Origin of the sequence: Sorangium sp. So ce302, from assembly GCF_051530145.1 — a bacterium.
Taxonomy (GTDB): domain Bacteria; phylum Myxococcota_A; class Polyangia; order Polyangiales; family Polyangiaceae; genus Sorangium; species Sorangium cellulosum_B.
This window is the reverse complement of record NZ_CP150326.1, coordinates 1,108,514-1,127,840: the sequence shown is the minus strand read 5'-3', so window position 1 is coordinate 1,127,840 and position 19,327 is coordinate 1,108,514. Positions and strand designations below refer to the sequence as shown.

16 protein-coding genes and 1 pseudogene are annotated in these 19,327 nt (G+C 69.1%); 8 read left to right on the top strand and 9 right to left on the bottom strand.

Annotated features, from left to right (window positions below; all coding sequences use genetic code 11):
- Nucleotides 1-23: 23 nt before the first annotated feature.
- Nucleotides 24-1,118: an STAS domain-containing protein gene (locus tag WME73_RS04315; protein ID WP_437914848.1), complete on the top strand. Its 1,095-nt coding sequence runs from the start codon at nt 24-26 to the stop codon at nt 1,116-1,118.
- A 151-nt stretch (nt 1,119-1,269) separates the two neighbouring features.
- Here WME73_RS04315 and WME73_RS04310 read toward each other — a convergent pair.
- A pseudogene (locus WME73_RS04310) lies at nt 1,270-1,388 on the bottom strand (carbohydrate ABC transporter permease); the annotation flags it as partial.
- A gap of 508 nt (nt 1,389-1,896) precedes the next feature.
- Between WME73_RS04310 and WME73_RS04305 the strand changes: the two are divergent.
- The gene (locus WME73_RS04305; protein WP_437914847.1) at nt 1,897-3,222 is read left to right on the top strand and encodes a trypsin-like serine protease; all 1,326 of its coding nucleotides are present in this window, start codon (nt 1,897-1,899) and stop codon (nt 3,220-3,222) included.
- 63 nt (nt 3,223-3,285) lie between these two features.
- On the opposite strand, the gene WME73_RS04300 is transcribed toward WME73_RS04305, so the two are convergent.
- Entirely contained in the window at nt 3,286-5,538 is a 2,253-nt protein-coding gene (locus tag WME73_RS04300; protein ID WP_437914846.1) for a prolyl oligopeptidase family serine peptidase, read from the bottom strand.
- A gap of 380 nt (nt 5,539-5,918) precedes the next feature.
- On the opposite strand from WME73_RS04300, the gene WME73_RS04295 reads away from it, so the two are divergent.
- Nucleotides 5,919-6,185: a hypothetical protein gene (locus WME73_RS04295; protein WP_437744258.1), complete on the top strand. Its 267-nt coding sequence runs from the start codon at nt 5,919-5,921 to the stop codon at nt 6,183-6,185.
- Between the two features lie 214 nt (nt 6,186-6,399).
- On the opposite strand, the gene WME73_RS04290 is transcribed toward WME73_RS04295, so the two are convergent.
- The gene (locus WME73_RS04290; RefSeq protein ID WP_437914845.1) at nt 6,400-9,492 is read right to left on the bottom strand and encodes a hypothetical protein; all 3,093 of its coding nucleotides are present in this window, start codon (nt 9,490-9,492) and stop codon (nt 6,400-6,402) included.
- A gap of 700 nt (nt 9,493-10,192) precedes the next feature.
- Between WME73_RS04290 and WME73_RS04285 the strand changes: the two genes are divergently transcribed.
- Complete coding sequence (locus tag WME73_RS04285) at nt 10,193-11,710, top strand: M20/M25/M40 family metallo-hydrolase (RefSeq protein ID WP_437914844.1); 1,518 nt, start codon at nt 10,193-10,195, stop codon at nt 11,708-11,710.
- A 23-nt stretch (nt 11,711-11,733) separates the two neighbouring features.
- Here the strand turns inward: WME73_RS04285 and WME73_RS04280 are convergent, their stop codons facing one another.
- Nucleotides 11,734-12,033: a hypothetical protein gene (locus WME73_RS04280; RefSeq protein ID WP_437914842.1), complete on the bottom strand. Its 300-nt coding sequence runs from the start codon at nt 12,031-12,033 to the stop codon at nt 11,734-11,736.
- A 343-nt stretch (nt 12,034-12,376) separates the two neighbouring features.
- Between WME73_RS04280 and WME73_RS04275 the strand changes: the two genes are divergently transcribed.
- Together WME73_RS04275 and WME73_RS04270 are read left to right on the top strand one after the other, a co-directional pair.
- Nucleotides 12,377-12,820, top strand: a complete 444-nt coding sequence (locus tag WME73_RS04275; protein WP_437744254.1) for a helix-turn-helix transcriptional regulator — start codon at nt 12,377-12,379, stop codon at nt 12,818-12,820.
- 53 nt (nt 12,821-12,873) lie between these two features.
- Nucleotides 12,874-13,260 carry a VOC family protein gene (locus WME73_RS04270; protein ID WP_437744253.1) on the top strand — a complete coding sequence of 129 codons (387 nt, stop codon included), beginning with the start codon at nt 12,874-12,876 and terminating at the stop codon, nt 13,258-13,260.
- 138 nt (nt 13,261-13,398) lie between these two features.
- On the opposite strand, the gene WME73_RS04265 is transcribed toward WME73_RS04270, so the two are convergent.
- Nucleotides 13,399-14,178 carry an SDR family oxidoreductase gene (locus WME73_RS04265; RefSeq protein WP_437744252.1) on the bottom strand — a complete coding sequence of 260 codons (780 nt, stop codon included), beginning with the start codon at nt 14,176-14,178 and terminating at the stop codon, nt 13,399-13,401.
- 26 nt (nt 14,179-14,204) lie between these two features.
- Nucleotides 14,205-14,666, bottom strand: a complete 462-nt coding sequence (locus tag WME73_RS04260; RefSeq protein WP_437914839.1) for a (R)-mandelonitrile lyase — start codon at nt 14,664-14,666, stop codon at nt 14,205-14,207.
- A 198-nt stretch (nt 14,667-14,864) separates the two neighbouring features.
- Between WME73_RS04260 and WME73_RS04255 the strand changes: the two genes are divergently transcribed.
- A complete protein-coding gene (locus tag WME73_RS04255) occupies nt 14,865-15,005 on the top strand; it encodes a hypothetical protein (RefSeq protein ID WP_437744250.1) in 141 nt (46 codons plus the stop codon).
- Nucleotides 15,006-15,097: 92 nt separating this feature from the next.
- Here WME73_RS04255 and WME73_RS04250 read toward each other — a convergent pair whose 3' ends face one another.
- The 3 genes from WME73_RS04250 to WME73_RS04240 all read right to left on the bottom strand — a co-directional run bounded on the left by WME73_RS04250 (nt 15,098) and on the right by WME73_RS04240 (nt 18,083).
- Complete coding sequence (locus WME73_RS04250) at nt 15,098-16,225, bottom strand: hypothetical protein (RefSeq protein ID WP_437914837.1); 1,128 nt, start codon at nt 16,223-16,225, stop codon at nt 15,098-15,100.
- 89 nt (nt 16,226-16,314) lie between these two features.
- Nucleotides 16,315-17,154, bottom strand: coding sequence for a hypothetical protein (locus tag WME73_RS04245; protein WP_437914835.1), 840 nt, complete (start codon nt 17,152-17,154; stop codon nt 16,315-16,317).
- Nucleotides 17,151-18,083 carry an ABC transporter ATP-binding protein gene (locus WME73_RS04240; RefSeq protein ID WP_437914833.1) on the bottom strand — a complete coding sequence of 311 codons (933 nt, stop codon included), beginning with the start codon at nt 18,081-18,083 and terminating at the stop codon, nt 17,151-17,153. The genes WME73_RS04245 and WME73_RS04240 overlap by 4 nt, the downstream gene beginning before the upstream one ends.
- A gap of 649 nt (nt 18,084-18,732) precedes the next feature.
- Between WME73_RS04240 and WME73_RS04235 the strand changes: the two genes are divergently transcribed.
- Nucleotides 18,733-19,326 (top strand): hypothetical protein, encoded by a 594-nt coding sequence (locus tag WME73_RS04235; protein WP_272093450.1) that lies wholly within the window; start codon nt 18,733-18,735, stop codon nt 19,324-19,326.
- Nucleotide 19,327: the final 1 nt, after the last annotated feature.

Below are 19,327 nucleotides of genomic sequence, written 5' to 3'. Positions count from 1 at the left end.
CCGCTCGGGGAACACTCGGGCATATGGGATACGAGGGGGACGACGATAGCGCTCAGCTGGTTCGCCGCCTGGAGGCGATGGAGAAGGAGATGGAATCGCTGCGGGCGGACGCACGCAGATGGCGCGCGCTGATGGCGGCGCGCTGCTTCAGCGTGTCGATCCACCACCCCGTCGGCAGGACCCACGCCGTCAACGCCGGCTGGGAAGCGCTCTGGCGGGCCCCAGCCGAGGTGTTCTTGCAACTGAAATACAACATGCTGGAGGACCCGCAGCTCGTCGAGAACGGGATCATGCCGCACGTCGAGCGGTTCTTTCGCGGCGAGGAGGTCGCGATCCCGCCGATCAGCTACGACACCGACCTTGTCGAGGAGCTCACGGGCAAGAGGGGCGGAGCGGTGTGGGTCTGCTCCTTCGGCGTGCCGGTGCGCGACGCCGGGGACGGCTTCGAGGGCGTGCTGTTCCAGTTCGCCGTCCCGGAGGCGGCCGAGATCCAGCACAAATACGAGGCCCTGATCGAGGATCAGCGGGCGCTCCAGGCGTCGCTGGAGGCGCGCAACCGGGAGCTCGAAGAGACAGTGCGGGTGATCGCGGCGCAGCGGGACGCGATCCAGGCGATGAGCGTCCCGGTGATCCGCGTCGCGGACGGCGTGCTCTGCCTCCCCATCGTGGGCATGATCGACGACGCGCGCGCCAGCGCGCTCCTTGAGCGCCTGCTCGAGGCGATCGCCGCGCAGCAGGCGGCGCAGGTGCTGCTCGACATCACCGGCGTGCCGGCGCTCGACGCCCGGGCCGCCGCGCAGCTCGTCGGGGCGGCGTCGGCAGCGCGGCTGCTCGGCGCGTCCTGCACGCTGGTGGGCGTCTCGCCCGCGCTGGCGCAGACGCTGGTCGAGCTCGGCGTCGACCTCGGCGGCCTCGACACCGCGGCGACGCTGGCCGAGGGGCTGACCCGGGCCCTCGCCGCGCGCCGCGGGGCGGCGCAGCGGAGCGCGACGGTCGCGGCGCGCGCGCCCGAGCGAGGCGAACGGGGAGAGGCGCATCGGCCGGCGGCGCTGCCCCGCGGAGAGGCGCATCGGCCGGCGGCGCTGCCCCGTGGAGAGGCTCCGTCCCGCAAGCGGTGAGCGCTCGCCCGGCCACAGCAAACAGCGCGGCGGGCGGACCTATGCCCTGCTGTCCACCATCAAGCCATCGAGCGCTCGCAGCAGCGCCGTCGCCTGCGCCCCGGCGTGCCCCTCCAGGCCGGCCCGAGGCGACACCCCCCGTCCCGACCGATCAGGTCTTCACCGCGCCCGCGGTGAGGCCCTGGAAGAGGTAGCGCTGGAGCAGCAGGAACCCGGCCACCACAGGCACGCTGACGACACCGAGGCGGCCATCACCTGGTTCCAGTAGATAGGAGCTCACCGCCTATCGGAGAGCCGACGTCGAACGCCGTGCGGTAGTTGGAGAGCCGCGCGAGCCCAGGCAGGCTACCGGCGCAAACCACCTCCAGCGCCGGGCGCAGGACGTGCCCCAAGACCCGCAAGAAGCGCGCGCGAGCCGAGCACTTAATCGGTTCATAGTCAACGGCCGTGAGCGGGCATCGCGCCCCGCCCGACCCGGGATCGCGGGCGTCGAGGCGGCGGGGCGCCGTGGCCGGCGCGGCGAGCCGCGGGGGCGGGCGGCGCTCCTTCGGCTCGCCTCCGGACCCAGGCTCGTGCGACGCGGTCGTGGCGATCTGGCGACGGCATGCACGCCTTGCATGAGGTCCATGATGCATTCGAGTTGGAAGGAGGCTAACCGTCGGCATAAAGACCCTCCGTCGCACCGATACGACGCGGGGGGCGCGAGGCGTCGATGCACTCGGGGCGACAGGAGAAGCAACCAGTGCGCTCATCTGTATATGCTTTGTTCTCATTGTGCTTGGCCGCCTGCAGCGTGGAGGGCTACGGCGAGACCTCCGAGGAGATCGGCGCGGCGGACGACGCGCTGATCGGGGGGCAGCCGGCGCTAGAATCGCAGTATCCGTCGACGGTCCTCGGCCCGGGGTGCACCGCCGCGAAGGTCGGACCGCGTCACTTCCTCACCGCGGCTCACTGCGTCGATGACGAGTACGCCGCGACCGTGGCCGCGGGCTACGGGCCGGGCGGCTCGTACTCGGTCAGCGCCGACAACACGCCCCCGATCTCGCCGTACGTCAACCTGACGATCCAGCAGACGTACATCCATCCGAAGTGGCTCGAGGTCTGCGCCGCCGCGCTGGCGGGCGGAGCGACCGATTGCGGGGTCAACGTCCTGAACCCGGGGTACGCGCCAGACCTCGCGGTGGTCGTCGTCAACGAGCTCTCGCCGACGATCCCGGCCGCCGTGGTGGACGGGGCGCCGGTCGCGGTGGGGGATCCCGTCGTGGCGACCGGCTATGGCTGCGAGAACCCCGGCGGCGGGGGCGGCGGGCTCTTCAAGCTCCAGGACCTCAGCGCGGCGCCTGCCTCGATCCTGGATCACCCGGGCTCGTACGTCTCTGGCACCGCCATCAACGATGTCGCCGCGGCCTACGTGCTCACGCCGGGTTATGCCAGCAGCACCACGTACGCCAGCCTGTGCCCCGGCGACTCGGGCGGCCCGCTCTACCGGCAGAGCGCGACCGACCTCGTGGTCGTGGGCGTCAACGCCTATTACACGTTCCCGTCCGGCTGGAGCGGCCCGGCTCCCTCGCAGACCAACTGGCACACGCGGCTCGACACGGCGGCGCGCTACCCGGTGACGACGTGGCTCCAGGGCCTCGGGGTGAGCGTGATCAACGGCGGCGCCGCGCCGACCTGCACCGACGGCGTCAAGAACGGCACCGAGACGGACGTCGACTGCGGCGGCACGTGCGCGGCCGACTGCGCGAACGGCCAGGCGTGCGTCACCGGCGCGGACTGCACGAGCCTGAGCTGCGTGGCCGGCGTCTGCCAGCCCAGCACCGGGACGGCGCCGTGCAGCAGCCTGTGCACGGGCCCCACCGTGTTCTCGAGCGCGAGCTACAGCTCGGGCAGCCTCGGCTCCGGCGCGCGCTGCTTCGAGACCACGGCGAGCCTGAGCGGCGCCAACTGCGGCAACTTCGCGGGCGGCCGCACGTTCGCGGTCAACGGCACGGCGGTGGCGTGCAGCGGCGGCAACATCACCCTGCCCGCCAAGCGCAACGGCGGATACTGCTTCCAGGCCTCCGCCGGAAACGAGGCGTGGGCTTACTTCACCACCTGGTGAAGCGAGACACGCAGCGACCGGACCGCGGCCGCACCCCGGGCGGGGGCGGCCGCGGCCGTTCCATCACCGGGGCGCCGCGTCGTCCTTGGCGGGCGGGGCGCCGAGCCCGAGCTCCTTGAAGAGGAACGCGAACACGTCGGCTTGCTCCTCGATCTCCTCGGAGAGCGGTGTCCCGGCCCCGTGGCCCGTCGAGCCGCTCGCCCGGAGCAGGATGGGCGCCGAGCCCGACGAGGCCGCTTGCATCCGCGCGGCCATCTTCCGCGAGTGCCATGGATCCACCCGCGGGTCGTTGGCGCCGGTCAGGAACAGGGTCGCCGGATAGGCGGTCCCGTCCTTGACGTGGTGATACGGCGAGTAGGCGTAAAGGGCCTTGAACTGCTCGGGGTCCTTCACCGTGCCGAACTCGGTCACGTTGAACGCCCCGTTCGGCGTGAGCTCCACCCGGAGCATGTCGTAGATACCGACGTGCGACACGACCGCCTTGACCATCTCCGGGTGCTGCGTGAGCTGCGCTCCCATCAGCAGACCGCCGTTCGAGCCGCCGCGGATGGCGAGCCGCGCCGGGCTCGTGACGCGCTGGTCGATGAGGTGCTGCGCGCACGCCGCGAAGTCGTCGAAGACGTTCTGCTTCTTCGTCAGGTTGCCGCCGCGGTGCCACGCCTCCCCGAACTCGCCGCCGCCGCGCAGGTTGGCGATCGCGACCACCCCTCCCTGGTCGAACCACAGCCGCCAGAGCGGGTTGAACCCGGGAGCCATGCTCGTCCCGTAGCCGCCGTATCCCGTGAGCAGCGCCGGCGCGGTCCCGTCGAGGGGCGCGCCCTTCCGGCGCAGGATGTTGAGGGGAACCTTGGTCCCATCCTTCGAGGTGCACGCCTCCCGGGCGACCTCCACGTCGGCATAGGAGACAGGGGCCGTCATCGCGAGCGGCGTCTTCGTCACCTTGCCGTCCCTGGCCGAGTACGTGAACCAGGCCGCCGGCTCGGTGTAGCTCACGCCGCGAAAGAGCATGTCGTCGCCTTGCGTGCGCACGAGCTGCCGCACCGAGGAGACCTGCGGGATCGGCACCGTCCCGAGCGCCTTGCCCTTCAGATCGAAGACGCGGACCTGCGACGGGCCGCCGAGCAGATCGCGGACGTAGAGCCGCCCTGTCGTGGGCAAGAAGTCCTGGATCACCGCCTCGCTCTCGGGCACGACGAGCTCCGCCCTGGCGAGGTCCAGCTTGCCCGGCGAGAGGCGCAGCACCTTGCCGCGCGGCGCGTCCTTGCGCGACAGGAGGTAGAGCCGGTCGTCGGCGCCGAACACGACCCGGATGACCTTGTCGGGCAGGTCGGCGAAGCGCGTCCACTTGCCCGAAGCGTCGAGGAGATAGTGCCAGTACTCGCCTCCATCGCCGTTCTGCACGCTGGCGAGCACGAGCTTGCCGCTCTCGCTCGTCGTGAGCTCCACCTCGGCGATGCGGGGGAATTCCTTGCCGAGCGCGTACTTGTCGTCCTTGTCCGGCGTACCGAGCTTGTGGAAGTAGATCTGCTGGAAGAAGCCCATGTCCTCTCGCGGGCGCTCCCCGGGCCGAGGGTGCCTTGTGTAGTAAAACCCCTTGCCGTCGCCGGTCCACGCCAGGCTGCCGCCCGCGGTGCCGCTGTTCGCGTAAGGAACGGTGTCGCCCGTCTCCTTGCCCGTCGCCACGTCGTAGACGCGCACGGTCCCGCTCTCGGTGCCGCCTTCGGACAGGGAGACAGCCACCTTCTTGCCGTCGCGCGACGGGACGAACCAGTCGATGGCCGTGTGCCCTTTCGGGTCGATGACCTCTGGATCGACGAGGCTCCGCGCGGAGGCGGGGTCGTTCACGGACCTCAGGACGACGAGGAAAGGCTGCTGCTTCGGCGGCTGGTCCTTGAGCGCGAAGATCTGCCCGCCGGCCTCGTCGAGCGCGTAGTGGTTCGCGGAGGTCGCCGACAGGATCTCCTGCACGCGCGCCCGGATCGCGCCGCGCGCCGGCACGGCGTCGAGGGCGCCGCGCGAGAGCTGGTTCTGCTCGGCGACCCAGCGCTCCACCTCGGGGGAGCTCCCGTCCTCCAGCCACTGGTAGTCGTCGACGACCCGGGTGCCATGATACTCGCTCGCCACGGGCCGCTTCGCGGTCGCCGGATAAGGAAGCCGCCCCGGTCCGGAGGGCGCTGCCGGCGCGGCGTGCGGCGGCGGGGTCGCGGCGGCCGGGGACGCGGCCGGCTTGTCCAGCGGCCTCGACGCGGGGGCGCTGCACGCCGCGAGCAGCGGCAGCGCCAGGATGAAGGCGGGGGTCGTACGCAGGCGGTTCATGTCCCCGACGCTAGCCGGCGACAGGGCGGTCACGGAAGTGGGCGAGCGCCGTCGCGATCCTGCAACCGTGCAAGCCGGATCCTCGCAGAATCGAAACCCACCCGATCGGCGCCCGAGACATAAGTAGGGGAATTTCCGAAGTGTGTACCTGGCACGGAGGATGCTTAGTCAGGGACCAGCTCCGCCGGCGGCCTCCGCCTAATCCCCCGAGGCGCCCGGCGGCGCTGCTATTTTGTCTGCCTGATTTCGGGCAGCCGCTCTGGTCGCGGCGCCTCGATGGCTGAGGCCGCGGGGCGCCGACGCCCCTGCGTCGATGGCAGAGGTCGCCTAGGCCCCCGAGCAGCGCGAGGCGCGGCGCCCTTCCTGCTACCGTGCGTCGCATGGCGACACATGGGAACGAAGGGACGGCTGCGAAGGGCGAGGTCAGCGAGGTCGACGAGAGCGTCCTGAGGGATCTCGAGTCGAGGTACGCCGAGGTGGCTTGCCCGGTGCACGGCGAGCCGCCGAGCTTTGAGCTCGCGCCCGACGGCTCCGTGGTCGAGCGCTTCTGCTGTCCAGCGCTCCTCTCGATCGTCCGCGAGCTCCAGGTCGCCGCGGGCGAGCGCCCTCCGCCTCCAGAAGGCGAGGACGAAGAGGTCAGGAGCTAGCAGCTCGCCGTCCAACGAAGCTGCCGCGCGGAGCTCGTCGCACATCTGACGCCGGGGCAGAACGCGGCCCCTCGGGCGCGCGCACGGCGCGAAAGGCTCACGGCGCCCAACCGCCGCCCGCGTTCCCGGCCCCGCACGGCGACCGTCGGAGCTTCTCCACGCACCGAAAGGGCCATCTGCAGAGACTACAGGGATGAGCGCGCAGCGGGCTCGCTCACCATTCTTGGTTCAGCTCGAACGGCGCGGCATATTTTGAATCGCTGCATGTATATCCGTCGGGGCTACGACCATCGAGGATCAGCGCGCGCGCCGCCGGATCGAGGACACGGCGCCACGCACTTAAATGAAGGTGCGCGCAATCTGTCCCGGTATCGCCCACCACCACCGGAAGCTCGCCGGACGCGGCCACGGTCTGGCCGGCCATACCCGTGGCGTCGAACGGCGCTAGATGAGCGTAGCCCACAAAAAATCCGGGTATTCTGGAGCTCTCGATGATGAGCTGATACCCCCTCCCAGGATCCTTCGCGCTCTTGCCCGCGAATCGAATGACCCCGCTGATCGCAGAGCGTAAGCGCATAGGCCCCATCGTGATCTCCGTGTCGCAGCCGCCGAGCGTCGTGTTCCAGTCGTCCGCCGTCGCATCGGAGCACGCATGATAGGGGCTCCCCTCGACGCGCCTCCACGATTTTGATTCGAACGGCCATGCGAGGATGCTCACGCCATCCTCCCGGATCGCCTCGCGGTCCGACGCCTGCACGGGAGCCGCCGGCTTGGCCTGCGCAGTGAACGTCACGCGATCGATGTTCACGTTGATGTGGTGGGCGCCGCCAGCCGCCTGACATGCCGCCGGGGTCGGCTGATACCCAAGAGGGTCATGGTCGGACACATGCACCTTGTATGACTGGCCCGAGGTGAAATGGAACGTCCCCAAGAGCGACGTGCGCGGCGTCAGCGTGGACGCCCACTGGTCGATGACCACCTGCGACGACTTGAAGTCGTCCTCCACGCCGTAGCGCACCGCGCGCGACTGGTCACAGAAGGCGAAGTATTCGGCGTACACGGGCTGCTCGCCGCTCGACGGCGCCGTGATGGTGAACGTCGCCGTGCAGTCAGGAACGCTGACGCTATAGGTCCAGAACCAGCTCCCCTGAGGCCCCGCATAGCACCCCACGAACTCGGTGCCGCAGGATTGCTTTGTAATCGACGCGTCGGACCTGCACGCGAACGACACCGACGGGAGCTCGTCGTCGACGGTCGTCTGCATCGGCTCGGTGTCGAGGTTGTATTTCATGCTCGCCAGCGCTCGCAGCCCCGCTTCAGCGGTGCTCGACGCGTCTCTCCAGAAGGTGATCGTCGCGTCCCGCTGGCCGCCGACAAAAGGATCCACGGCCAGGTAAACCAGCCAATTGGTGAAGCCGAGCTCTTCTCCTTCGACGAACGAGGACGCCGCGCGCGCGAGCTCCGCGAAGGCAATATACTTGAGCTCGGCCAGCTCAACGCCGTCGACAACCACGTCTGCCCGCTCGAGGCCGTAGGCGTAGAGCGTCGACAGCGCGCACAGGGTGCTCGATCGCCGGTGCGCGTCCCCGTTCCCGAGGGCCAGATCGAGGGCGAGCCCTGCAGCTGCCGCCAGCTTCGTGCCCGCGGCCTGCGTGATGAGCTTCGCTTTCACAAGGGAATCGACGATCACGGCGGGCAGGCCGATCGTCAATCCAGCCTCCAGGAGCGTGTCGACGGTCACGACCCCGTGCTCAGCCGCCTTCGCCACCGCGGCCACGAACTCGTTCAGCTGCGCGTCGTGGCGAGCCTCAACGCGGTCGGCCGCCACCTCGAATCCGGCCACGACAGCCGGATCGGCGCTCAGCCCTATCGAATCGAGGTAGGATTTCATCGCCTCGATGCGCGTCAGGTCGGCGGCCTGCGAGAGGACCCAGAGCAGCTCCACCTGAGCGGCGCCCTCGTCGAGCTGCGCGCCGACGGCGACGACCTGGAGCGCCGCGGATAGCTTGCTGAACCGCGCCTGAACGTTCGCGAAGGTCGTATGCTTGAAGGAGGCCGGCTGGTCGGCGTACCAGCCCCACAGACCCCGCAGCCCCCGATTGACGTGCTTGCTGAGCAGAGCGTGCGAATAGAGGAGATCGGCGTTGGACGCGAGCTCGTTGCGCGCAGACGCGAGGATCTGAGCCGCGATGGCATAATGCGCACCGCCGTCGCCCACCGTCGGCCGGAGCAGGACCTGCTCGAACACGTCCGTGAAGACGCCGTGCCGGAAGATCGGGTCGCTGTAGGCGGTGCCGAAGATGTTGTTGATCGGTGGGCCGTCCCACACGCCGAAATCGAAGTTGATAGGGCACACGTGAACTGCGCTTCGAACGGTGCCGATCTGGACGAGATCGAGCTCCGGCAGTTCGGGAAGTGCGACCGCATGAGACGAAAAATGGTCCACGAGGAACGCGGCGTGAGCCCCATCCGACGTGACCATGGCGCTAGCGTGCTCCCCCGTGGACATGAGGGAGCGCACCCACGCTCCCTGCGCGGGGTCATAATAAAGGGCTGTCAAGGGTCGCCCCGGCGTCAAGCGCCGCGTGAGCGGGACGAGCACGAGGGCGGGGGCGTCGAAAAGTGTGCCCTCCGGCAGGAGCTCCACGCCACCGACGAGGACCAGACCGTCGGGGAGAGGGCTGGCGGCCGCAGTGTCGCTTAACTTCGCGATCGTAATGGACGTCGGCGCCGAGAGCGCGTCGGGGGGTATAGAGATGAGCCCTGGACCGCCGCTCGAGGACACGACGCCTCCCGCGGGACCGACCGTGCCTGTCACCAGGTCGCCGCCCGGATCGAGATCGATCGGGTCGACCACGCCGACTACCTCGACGTCGACGAACGTTCCAGGCTTCGACGCGACTCGAACCTCCAGGCGATGCTCTCCGTCGTTCAACCCACGGACGAGCACGTTAAAGGCCGCGGGCCTGCCGTTGAAGTCGTCGGGCGAAACCGCGAGCAGCGACGTATCCAAGGTGATCCATGCCGCGGCCGCCGCGTGGCCGTTCTCCCCGCCGGTCGATACACGAAGGCAAATATCACCCGCCGCCGCGAAGATGACCGCGCCGGCATCTGGCGCCTTCTTCGAGCGATCGACCCGCACGTGAGCCAGGGCTGGCCCGTCGCATGGCCCTTGAAAGGATACATCCGGAACGGTGGCTGGTCGGGGAGCGTCGTCGAGCGGCGCTTTGCCGTCCAAGCAGCCGGCCGTGATCGCAGTAAGAAGGCAGCAGATCACGCGAATGAGCGTGAACGATGGGTGACCCATGATTTCCTCCGCGCTCCGCGCTTATGGCCAGCGGATTGTATCGGCTCAAGATGAAAGGAAAATCAAATTGATTCAAAATGTCAAGAGCAGTCCGCCACACTCACCTGAGACGACAGAAGACTCCTATGCGCCCGCTCTCCTCCTGCAAAGCGACGCTATGTCAACAACGTACCCACCCGGGCTGCGGTGCCTGAACCAGCGTCTCGATGTCGCCGTCGTGAGCCGACTGGCACGACATGATGATGGACGACACAGCGCTCTCCCAGGAGTCCCTGTGTGTGTTGGCGCTCCATGTAGAGGATCGCCGCAGGCCGCTTTTCGCTCCAGCAGGACGACGGCTCGCTCACCCACCGAGCCCAGCCGAGGGCCCCGTCGACGCGCTCGAGCACTCAGGCGCGCTCGGGCCGGCGATCGGCCGAGCATCACGCCCGTGGTGACGGAGGCCCGCTCACCGGCGCGATGGCCATCAGCCGACCCGAGCGAGAGAGCATCAACTCCACTGGATTCTCGGCTCCCTGGGCGAAACCATCGACGATGCTCCGCGCGCCTGCCCTTGCCTGACGTACTGCCTCGGCGTTGCACCCACGCGTGAACGCCCTCCTCTTTCTCCGTTGCATCCATGCCTCCCGGTGCCGTCGAGGGGTGCGCATGAAAGCGGGGGGAGGACCGTTCCCGGCCGGCGCGCTTTAAGCTGCGCGCCATGCTGGACATCGATCGCCGCACCTTCATCGCCGGCGCCGCGGCCTCCGGACTGCTCGCCTCGTTTCCCCGCCTCGCCAGGGGCGCGAGCGGCAAGGCCGTCGACCTCTCGCCGGTATACGACAGGATCGCCGAGCAGCGGAGTCAGTCGATCGAGCGCATCCAGCGCTGGATCCAGCAGCCGTCGATCTCGGCGCAGAACGTCGGCATCGCCGAGTGCTGCGACCTGACGATGGATCTCCTGCGCGACGCCGGCTTCGGAACCGTCAAGAAGATGAAGACCGACGGGCATCCGGGCATCTTCGCGACGCTCGACGCCGGCGCGAAGCAGACCATGGGCTTCTACTTCATGTACGACGTCCAGCCGGTGGAGGAGAAGGAGTGGTCCTCGCCGCCCTTCGCCGCCAGGCTGGTCGACAAGGCGGACGTCGGCAAGGTCATCCTGGGGCGCGGCGCGGTCAACCAGAAGGGACCGCAGGGGGCGTTCCTGGCGGCGCTGCACGCGGTGCGCGCCGCTGGCCTGAAGCTGCCGGTCAACCTGGTGGTGGTCGCCGAAGGGGAAGAGGAGCTCGGCTCGCCGCATTTCTCGCAGGTGGTGCGGAACGATGACGTGATGAAGGCGCTCGCGAAATGCCAGGGCGTGATGATGCCGGCGGCGGACCAATCGCTGTCGGGCACGGTCAACGTCGTCCTGGGCGCGAAGGGCATCGTCTACGTCGAGCTGGAGGCGAGCGGCGAGGCGTGGGGGCGCGGCCCGCGCGACGGGGAGATCCACTCCAGCATGAAGGTGGTCGTCGACAGCCCGGCCTGGCGGCTGGTGCAGGCGCTCGGCACGCTGGTCTCGGCGGACGGCAACGAGCCGATGATCGATGGCCTCACCGACGCCGTGCGCCCGGTCTCCAGCCAGCAGAAGAAGCTGCTCGACGACCTGTCGGCGCGCTGGGACGACGCCGACTGGAAGAAGGTCTTCGGGGTCGACAGGTGGGTGAACGACCTCGACGAGCGCGCCATGCTCGAGCGCTACGTCTCGCGCCCGTCGGTGAACATCGACGGCCTCTACGCCGGCTACATCGGAGAGGGCTCCAAGACCATCCTGCCGCACCGCGCCTTCGCCAAGATGGATATCCGGTTGGTGCCGGACATGACCGCAACGGACGTGCTCGCCAAGCTGCGCAAGCACCTCGACAGGCGCGGCTACAAGGACATCGCTATCAAGAACATGGGCAGCTACGACCCGACGGACACCGCGCTCGAGGCGCCGCCCATCCAGACCCAGCTCGCCGTCTACAAGGCCGCGGGCCTGAACCCGGTGATCTGGCCGCGCCTCGCCGGCTCCTGGCCCGGCTACCTCTTCACGGGAAAGCCGCTCGAGCTCCCCGCCGGCCACGTCGGCCTCGGCCACGGCTCTGGCGCCCACGCCAAGGACGAATACTTCGTCATCGAGCCCGCCGCCGGCAAGAAGTACCTCGGCCTCGACGGCGCGACCCGCTCCTTCGTGGATTTTCTGTTCGCCCTCTGAAGCCCTCCGAGCTCCTGATAGCGCTACTCGTCGAACGCCGCGCCCGCGATGACGTCGCAGAAGTGGATGGGTCGAAACCCGTCGAGCCTGCGCTCGCCGACGTCGGCCACGACCGGCGAGGTGGCCGCGGCCGCCTCGTTCCGGCGGAGCAGCCCGCAGAACGCGGAGGTCATCGCCTCCTTGAAGCCGAGCCGCGGGTAACGCCCGAGCGCCTCCTCGACGAGCCGGTCGGGCAGGAGTGTCCGGGGCGCGTAGCCGACGTCGATGGCCGCGCCCATCTGGCAAAGGGCGATCTCGGGGCGCTTTCGCTGGGGTATCACCACGGTGGTGTGCAGGGCGATCGCGTCCCAGACGATCTCCTGCTCGCGCGCGCCGACCCCGCGCGCGGCCAGGAAAGCTTTGGCCGCGTCGGCCCCCTCGACCTCGAAGCCCGCGCCGCCGGCGCCTCGCCACAGTGGGTACTGGACGGCGTGTGTGTCCGAAAGGACAATGGAACCGCAATTTCGGCCACGGCTGCTCCACTCGATCCGTGGCGAGCGCGGTCCGGTTGCAGCCCGATACTCCGCCGGCAGGAAAGCGAGACCACCCCGCAGGCCGTAGCTCGCGCGCCCCTCCGGTGGGGTCGCTTGAGGCAGCCGCCGCCACGCTCTATCCTGGTCGCCGGCGATGCTGCTCGGACACGACGCGCTCAGGAACCTCTGCCGGGCGCGGGACCTGCTCTCCGAGGTGCGCGAGTCGAGGTTGTCGATCGAGGACGTGGCGCGGGAGGTGGCGATCTCACCCTACCACTTCATCCGGCAGTTCGAGGCGGTGTTCGGCGTGACCCCGCATCAGTACCGCATCCGGCGGCGCCTTGATCTGGCCAAGCAGCTCCTGGCGGCTGGACATCACTCGGTGACCGACGTGTGCATGGAGGTCGGGTTCTCCAGCCTCGGCAGCTTCAGCGCGCTGTTCGCTCAGCGGATCGGCGTGCCGCCGTCGGCGTACCGGCGCCGCGTGCGCGCGATGGTCCAGGTGCCGGGGAGGCTCCCGTGGGAGCTCGCCCCCGGCTGTCTCACCCTGATGGGCCGGCTGCCGCCAGGCGCGTTTCGCAGTTTTCGAGAAGCGTGAGCCGGGCGGCCCTGGCAGAGTCGGCCCGAACCACCAGCTCAGCGAGGCGATCGATGAGGATCAAGCTCAACAGCATCATGGTCGAGGACCAGACGCGCGCGCTCAAGTTCTACACGGAGGTGCTCGGCTTCAAGAAGAAGAGCGATTTCCCGGTCGGAGAGTACCGGTGGATCACCGTGGTCTCGCCGGAGGGCCCCGACGACCTGGAGCTCGTGCTGGAGCCGAACGCCAACCCGGCGGCGAAGACGTTCCAGCAGGCGATGTTCGCGCAGGGCATCCCGCTCACCGCGTTCGAGGTGGCGGACCTCAAGGCCGAGTTCGCTCGCCTCAAGGAGCACCAGGTCGCGTTCACCCAGGAGCCCACGCCGATGGGCCCGGTCATGATCGCGGTGTTCTCGGACACCTGCGGGAACCTGATCCAGCTTTATCAGCCGCTCTGATACCACATCGCCAAGGCCATTCCCGGCCCTGATAGGGTATCTCCCAAGGCCGAATTTGCGGTGCCGAACCGGTGCGATCCGTCGGATCCCCCTGGGTTTGAGGGCCTTCGCCCGGTTGATCTCATGATCGACTCGCGCTCAGGTTATCGTCTGGCCGCCATCGACGACCAGCGCGTGCCCGATCATGAAGGCCGCCGCGTCCGAGCACATCCAGACGACCGTCGCGGCGATCTCCTCGGGCCGGCCCATCCTTCCAACGGGCTCCTCTGCGATCACCGTCGCCCGCCCCTCGGGGGTGTCGCCCGTGTAGCGAGCCATCATCGGGGTATCGATGTATCCGGGGCAGACGGCGTTGACGCGAACGTTCCGCGCTGCGTAGTCGAGGGCCGCCGCTCGGGTGAGGCCGATCACGCCGTGTTTCGCGGCGGTGTACGCGGGGCTGCCTTTGATGCCGATGACGCCGGCACCCGAGGAGGTATTCACGATCGCGCCGCCCCCCTGCTCGAGCATCAGCGGGATCTCGTACTTCATGCAGAGGAAGACGCCGCGGAGGTCGATGTTGATGATCCGATCCCACTCCTCCTGTTCCATCTCCGCGGTCGGGACCAGAGCCTTCGGCTCGACACCCGCGTTGTTGAAGGCGAAGTCCAGCCGCCCGAACGCTTCGACGGTCTTGTCCAGAGCCGCCTTCACGTCCTCGGCTCGCGTCACGTCGCACTCGACGGCGAGCGCGCGCCCGCCTCGCTCCTCGATCATGCGAGCCGTTCCCTGGTTGCCCCGCTCCGACACGTCGGCGATCACCACGCTGGCCCCCTCGCGGGCGAACGCCAGCGCCGCTGCGCGACCGATGCCGCTCGCGCCCCCGGTCACGAACGCGACCTTTCCGTCGAAACTCCTCTTCTCGTTCGTCGTAGGCATGACTGCTCCTCGTTTTTTCTTCGGTCTCAGGTGAACGCTCGTGGATCGTGGAGGCGCGACCCGTGAAGAACGGCTGTTTTCATGGCTCCTATCCTCCCGTGGTACTGATCGTCGGTGACCTTCTCCATCCGCTCGACGTTCTTGCCGTCGAGGGACTCCTGGATCGCGATGTGGGTCATCGCGGTGCTCGGCCCGGCGCCGTGCCAGTGCTTCTCATCGGCGCCAATTGTCACGACATCGCCCGGTGGGATCTCCTCGATTGTTTCGCCCCACCGCTGATGCAGCCCGCACCCAGCCGTGACGATGAGGGTCTGCCCGAGCGGATGCGTGTGCCAGTCGCTTCGCGCACACGGCTCGAACGTCACGTAAGCGCCGCCGGCGCGCGCGGGCGGGCTCGGCTGGAACAGCGGGTCGACGCGGACCGTGCCGGTGAAGTGTTCGGCTGGCGCTCTCTGGGAGGGCTGCGAGCCGTTCTGTCTGGTTTCCATGATCCTGCCTCCGGTTGGTGGTCCGCTCGACCTCCGCGGACCTGGCCGCGACCTGCCCGGGTGGGGCACGAAGCGAACCAACGGCCATAAAATGGCTCCAGCAGGGCGATCGGGGGTGCTCTCACGGAGGCGTCCGCCCGACCGGGCGAGCCTGTCGGCCGGGTGCGGCTCTCGGTCCCCCAAGCCGCCTTGCCATTCGTGATCGAGCCCGTCCTTGAGCGCTTCGCGCCGACCGTGCCGGGCTACTTCATCTACTTCCCGAACCGGGCGCAACGGTCCGAGCCCCTTCGTCTCTTCGTGGAGGCAGCCAAGGAGCTAACGGTGCGCGGTGTCCTGTGAACGCGGCAGTTGTCGGTGCATCGTAGTAGCCCGGTGGCAGCCCGAGACCGGCCGTGACGGGTGCAATCGGGCTGCCTGAGGCATTGCGCGCGTCACCGCGGCGGCGCTGGCTCGGGCTCGGCCTCGACGTCCCGGTCCGGCTCGGGCCGGTCTCGACGACACGGGCCGAGGTTCTTCAGCAGCTCGACGGGCAGCGCCACGTCGACCGAGAAGCGCTGCTCCTCCGGCTTGCTCGCCCAGGGAGGGCGCCGCGCCTGCGTCTCCACCCGCGCGTGGTCGAGCAGCTCGGCGAGCTCGTCATTGTCTTCGCGCTTCGCGTTGAGCCGCCCCATGGAGAGCGCGGCGCCGAACAGCTTCGACAGGTCCTGCATCTCCTGGCCAGCGGGGCCGGCGACCTCGGCGACGACGGCGACATCCTCCGAGGCGTCGACGTGGATCTCCACCCGCTGGACGGTCTCTCGGATCCGCTCGGCGAGCTGGTCCTGGTCCGACGGCAGCATCTTCGAGAGATCGTCGGGCGAGAGCACTCCATAGACGTCGCTGTAGGCCTGGTATTCCTGAAGGATGGATCCCTGCGCGGGATCGGTCGATTCGAGCCGATCGATCGCGTCCTCGACGAGATCGGGCTCGGCACGCGGGTTCAAGATCAGGACGTCAGGCCCCCACGTCGCGACGCCCCTGCCCGTGTCCTTTTCCTCGTAGAGGACACCTCTCTCCCCGTACGTCCGCGTGGACCATCGCTCACGCTCGAACCTCGCGCCCTCGAACGATCCCTGGAGCACCATGAGCCCCGTGCTCGACGCGGCGATGCGCTCCACGTCCTCCAGCACGTCGATCCCGTATCGGTCCTTCAAGCGCGCGAAGCCGGCGCGCTCGTCGCCGCGCGACAGCATGCAATCGAGCCAGATCTGCATGATCGGCGACTCTTTGAGCGCCTCGATCTCGAACACCATGGCCGAGCGCTTCGGATCGGCGGGCAGGGCGGCGAGCACTGGATCGCGCTTCCATTGCGGCGCTTCGACGCCGGGCGGCGGGGCGGACAGCGGCGGCAGCGTGCGGCGACGGCTGGCGCGCTCCACCTCGGCCGGCTTCGGATAGCGCGGAAACTCGATCTTCCGGGGCCGGACCGTGGGCTTCTCCCTGTCACCGCGCGACATCAGCCACGCGGCGAGCGCGAGCAGGACCATCGCCGCCGCGAGCCACACGCCCCGCTTCTTCATCGGTCTCATCGGGTCGTCACCCCCGCCCAGGCGCCGCGGAGCTGCCGATGTCGATCGCTCACCGCCTCGTCCAGCATCGCCGCTCCACCCTAGAAATCCTTCTCTTCGAACACGTGGATGCCCACCGCGAGCGCGGCCAGGCCAAAGAGGAGCAGCCCCGCCACCTGGCTGGCGAGCACATCCCCCTTGATCGCCGTCGCCACCGCGAACTCCGCCGACGCGTCGGCGAGCGCCGACACCCGCGGCAGCACGAGCGTCGCCGCGCGGAAGGCCCCGCGGGCGAGGCCAGGCTCGAAGAACGAGTCGAGCTGCTCGCGGTACCCCGCGATGATGCCGAGGATGAACAGCGCGATCCCCACCGCCGCGGACAGCGCGGCGCTCCGCACCATCACCGCGGTCGTGAGCATCGCCCCGTAGATGCCGGCGAACGTCACGCTCGCGAGGAGCGCGGCCACGATCGGGCTCGCCATCCACACGCCCGCCCTCAGCCCGAAGATGACCGTGATCCCGAGGGCGCCGTACAGCGTGCTGAGGAGCGAGAGCGCGAGCACGCCGAGGAACGTGCCTAGCAGGAGCTCGAACCGCCGCACGGGCAGCGAGAGCAGGTGCTCGATGCGCCCCGGCGCCAGCAGGCTCGGGCCGAAATCGGCGCAGGAGACGATCCCGAACGCGAGCCCCCCGTAAAACAGCACGTACGCCAGCGCGCGGCCGACGTAGCGGAGCGCGACGTCGACCGAGCGGATGTCGCCGCGGCCGACCTCCTTGCCGAAGAGCCGCGTCGCCGCGAGCGCGCCGTCCACCACCTCGAGCTGCAGCGCGCTCCCGATCACCACGAGCGCCATCGTGACGCCGATCCCGAGGGCGAGGAACCACCGCCGCGACGAGGCCTCGCGCAGGAGGTCGCCGGCGACGCTCAGCGCCGCCCTCACGCCACACCTCCGCGGGCGCCGCCCGCGCCCAGCGCCTCCGCGAGCACGTCCTCCAGATCGCGCAGGTCCCGCGACAGCTCGACGAGCAAGGCGCCGGCGCGCCGCGCCTCGTCGAGCGCCTCGTTGAGCGCCGCGGGGCTCTCGGCCTCCAGGCGCCACCCGCCCTCCCCGTCGACCGGACGGAACCCGAGCGCGGCGAGCCTCGCCGCATCGGCGCCGTCCGCGAACCGCACGCGGTACGCCGTCTCGCTTCCGCACAGCTCGACGAGCGCGCCCTCGCGCACGAGCCGCCCGCCCGCGAGGATGCCGATGCGGTCGCAGATGCGCTCGGTCTCCGACAGGAGGTGCGAGTTCAGGAACAAGGTCGCCCCCCGCGCGCGCTCTTCGCCCAGGATCCTGCGGATCTCGGCGCGGCCGAGCGGATCGACGCCGTCGGTGGGCTCGTCGAGCACGAGCAGCTCCGGCTGCCCGAGCAAGGCCGCGGCGAGCCCGAGGCGCTGCCGCATCCCCTTCGAGAACCCGCCGATCTTGCGGTCCGAGTCGACCCCGAGCCCTACCCTCTCGACCAGCGCGCGCAGCGCGCCCTCGCCCGGCGAGAGGCCCTTCATGCGGGCCACGCTCGCGAGGAACTGCCGCGGCGTGAACGCGCTGGGCAAGAAGAGCCGCTCCGGCAGGTACCCGATCCTGGCGCGCACGCCTGGGTCCTCCGGCTCGCCGCCGAGCACGCGCACGGCGCCGCTCGTGGGGCGCACCACGCCGAGCAGCGTCTTGATGAACGTCGTCTTGCCCGCGCCGTTGAGGCCGATGAGCCCGAACGCGGCGCCGCGCTGGATGGCGATGTCGAGGCCCGCGAGCGCCGTCTGTCCGCCGCTCCGGCGGAAGAAGCCGCGGTAGACCTTCCTCACGGAGGACGCTTCGATGGCGAGCACGGCGGCGTAGTCTGGCCGGCCGACCGCCGCACGCAAGCGGAATGCCCGAGGCGAGGGAGAGCGGGGCAGGAATCCTCCAGTCGCGACGGCGCGACAAGGCGCGCGCCGAGTCGACCTCGAAACACAGGTTCAGAGCAAAACACATCGTGAGGGAGCGGGAAGTCCAGACGCTCCGGAGGCGTTCCGGCCCCATCCTCCGCCCGCGGGCAGCGTCAAGCGCCAAGGAGCACGTGGTTATGACAGACCATGTCCGACCGGGTCCACGCCTCGATCACACCCCGTCCTCTCCAGTTCTCCACAGGGGTTCTCCACAGGACATCCCCTGGAGAACAGCTGGATTCTGTCGATTACCTTTGCCGCGCGCGCCTCCTCTCGTCATGGCCACTCGCGCGGCCCGGAGCAGCCCCGCGCCGCCGGGTGAACCGCGCCCGGCCACCCGCATAAACATTCGTAATTACAATACTTTTTCGACCAGCGGCGCATCCGTCCGCCCTCGACAGGTTGGGACAATGTCCGTCCGACCGATCCCTTTCCCGACGGGTCGAAGATGACTATCCATGGTAGACACCAAGGACGCGGCGCGACGGCGTGTCTCTCGTACGACGCGTGTCGATGGCGCGCCGGAATGCTTCGTTTTGCAGGAGACTTCATGGAAAAGATCTCGCTGACGTACTTTGTCGACTTCGTTCTCAAGGCCGGGACGCCCAAGCTGACCGGCGTCAGGGAGTTCAAGGAACGGAAGGACGAGCTCTACACGGACTTTTACAGGCAGGTGCGAGAGGCGATCGTCGACATGCACAGGAGCGGAAAGCCCACCAGCGTGCTCGACGGCTTCCTCGCCGCGCAGCACGACGAGCGGCGCCGCCGCATCTACCCGTCGGTGGTGAATGGATATCGCAAGTTCCTCGCCTCGACGAAGATGACGTGGTTCGAGCCGCCGGCGTCGACGTACCGCCTGGGCGATCTCGAGATCAACGTGAATCCGGAGCTCGGGCTCGTCATCGATGGGACGCCCCACGTCATCAAGATGTATTTCCGCGGCGAGCCGCTGTCGTCCAAGCGCGTCTCGGTCGTGCTGAACCTGCTCATGAACGGGCTCGCCGAGAGCACGCCGGGCGGCGCCTTCGCGGTGCTCGACGTGCGGAACGCCAAGATTCACACCTTCAAGGTGCCGAACCCGCGTCTCAGCCTGCTGCTCCGCGGCGAGGCGGCCTCCTTCGCCACGATCTACACCGGGCTCTGAT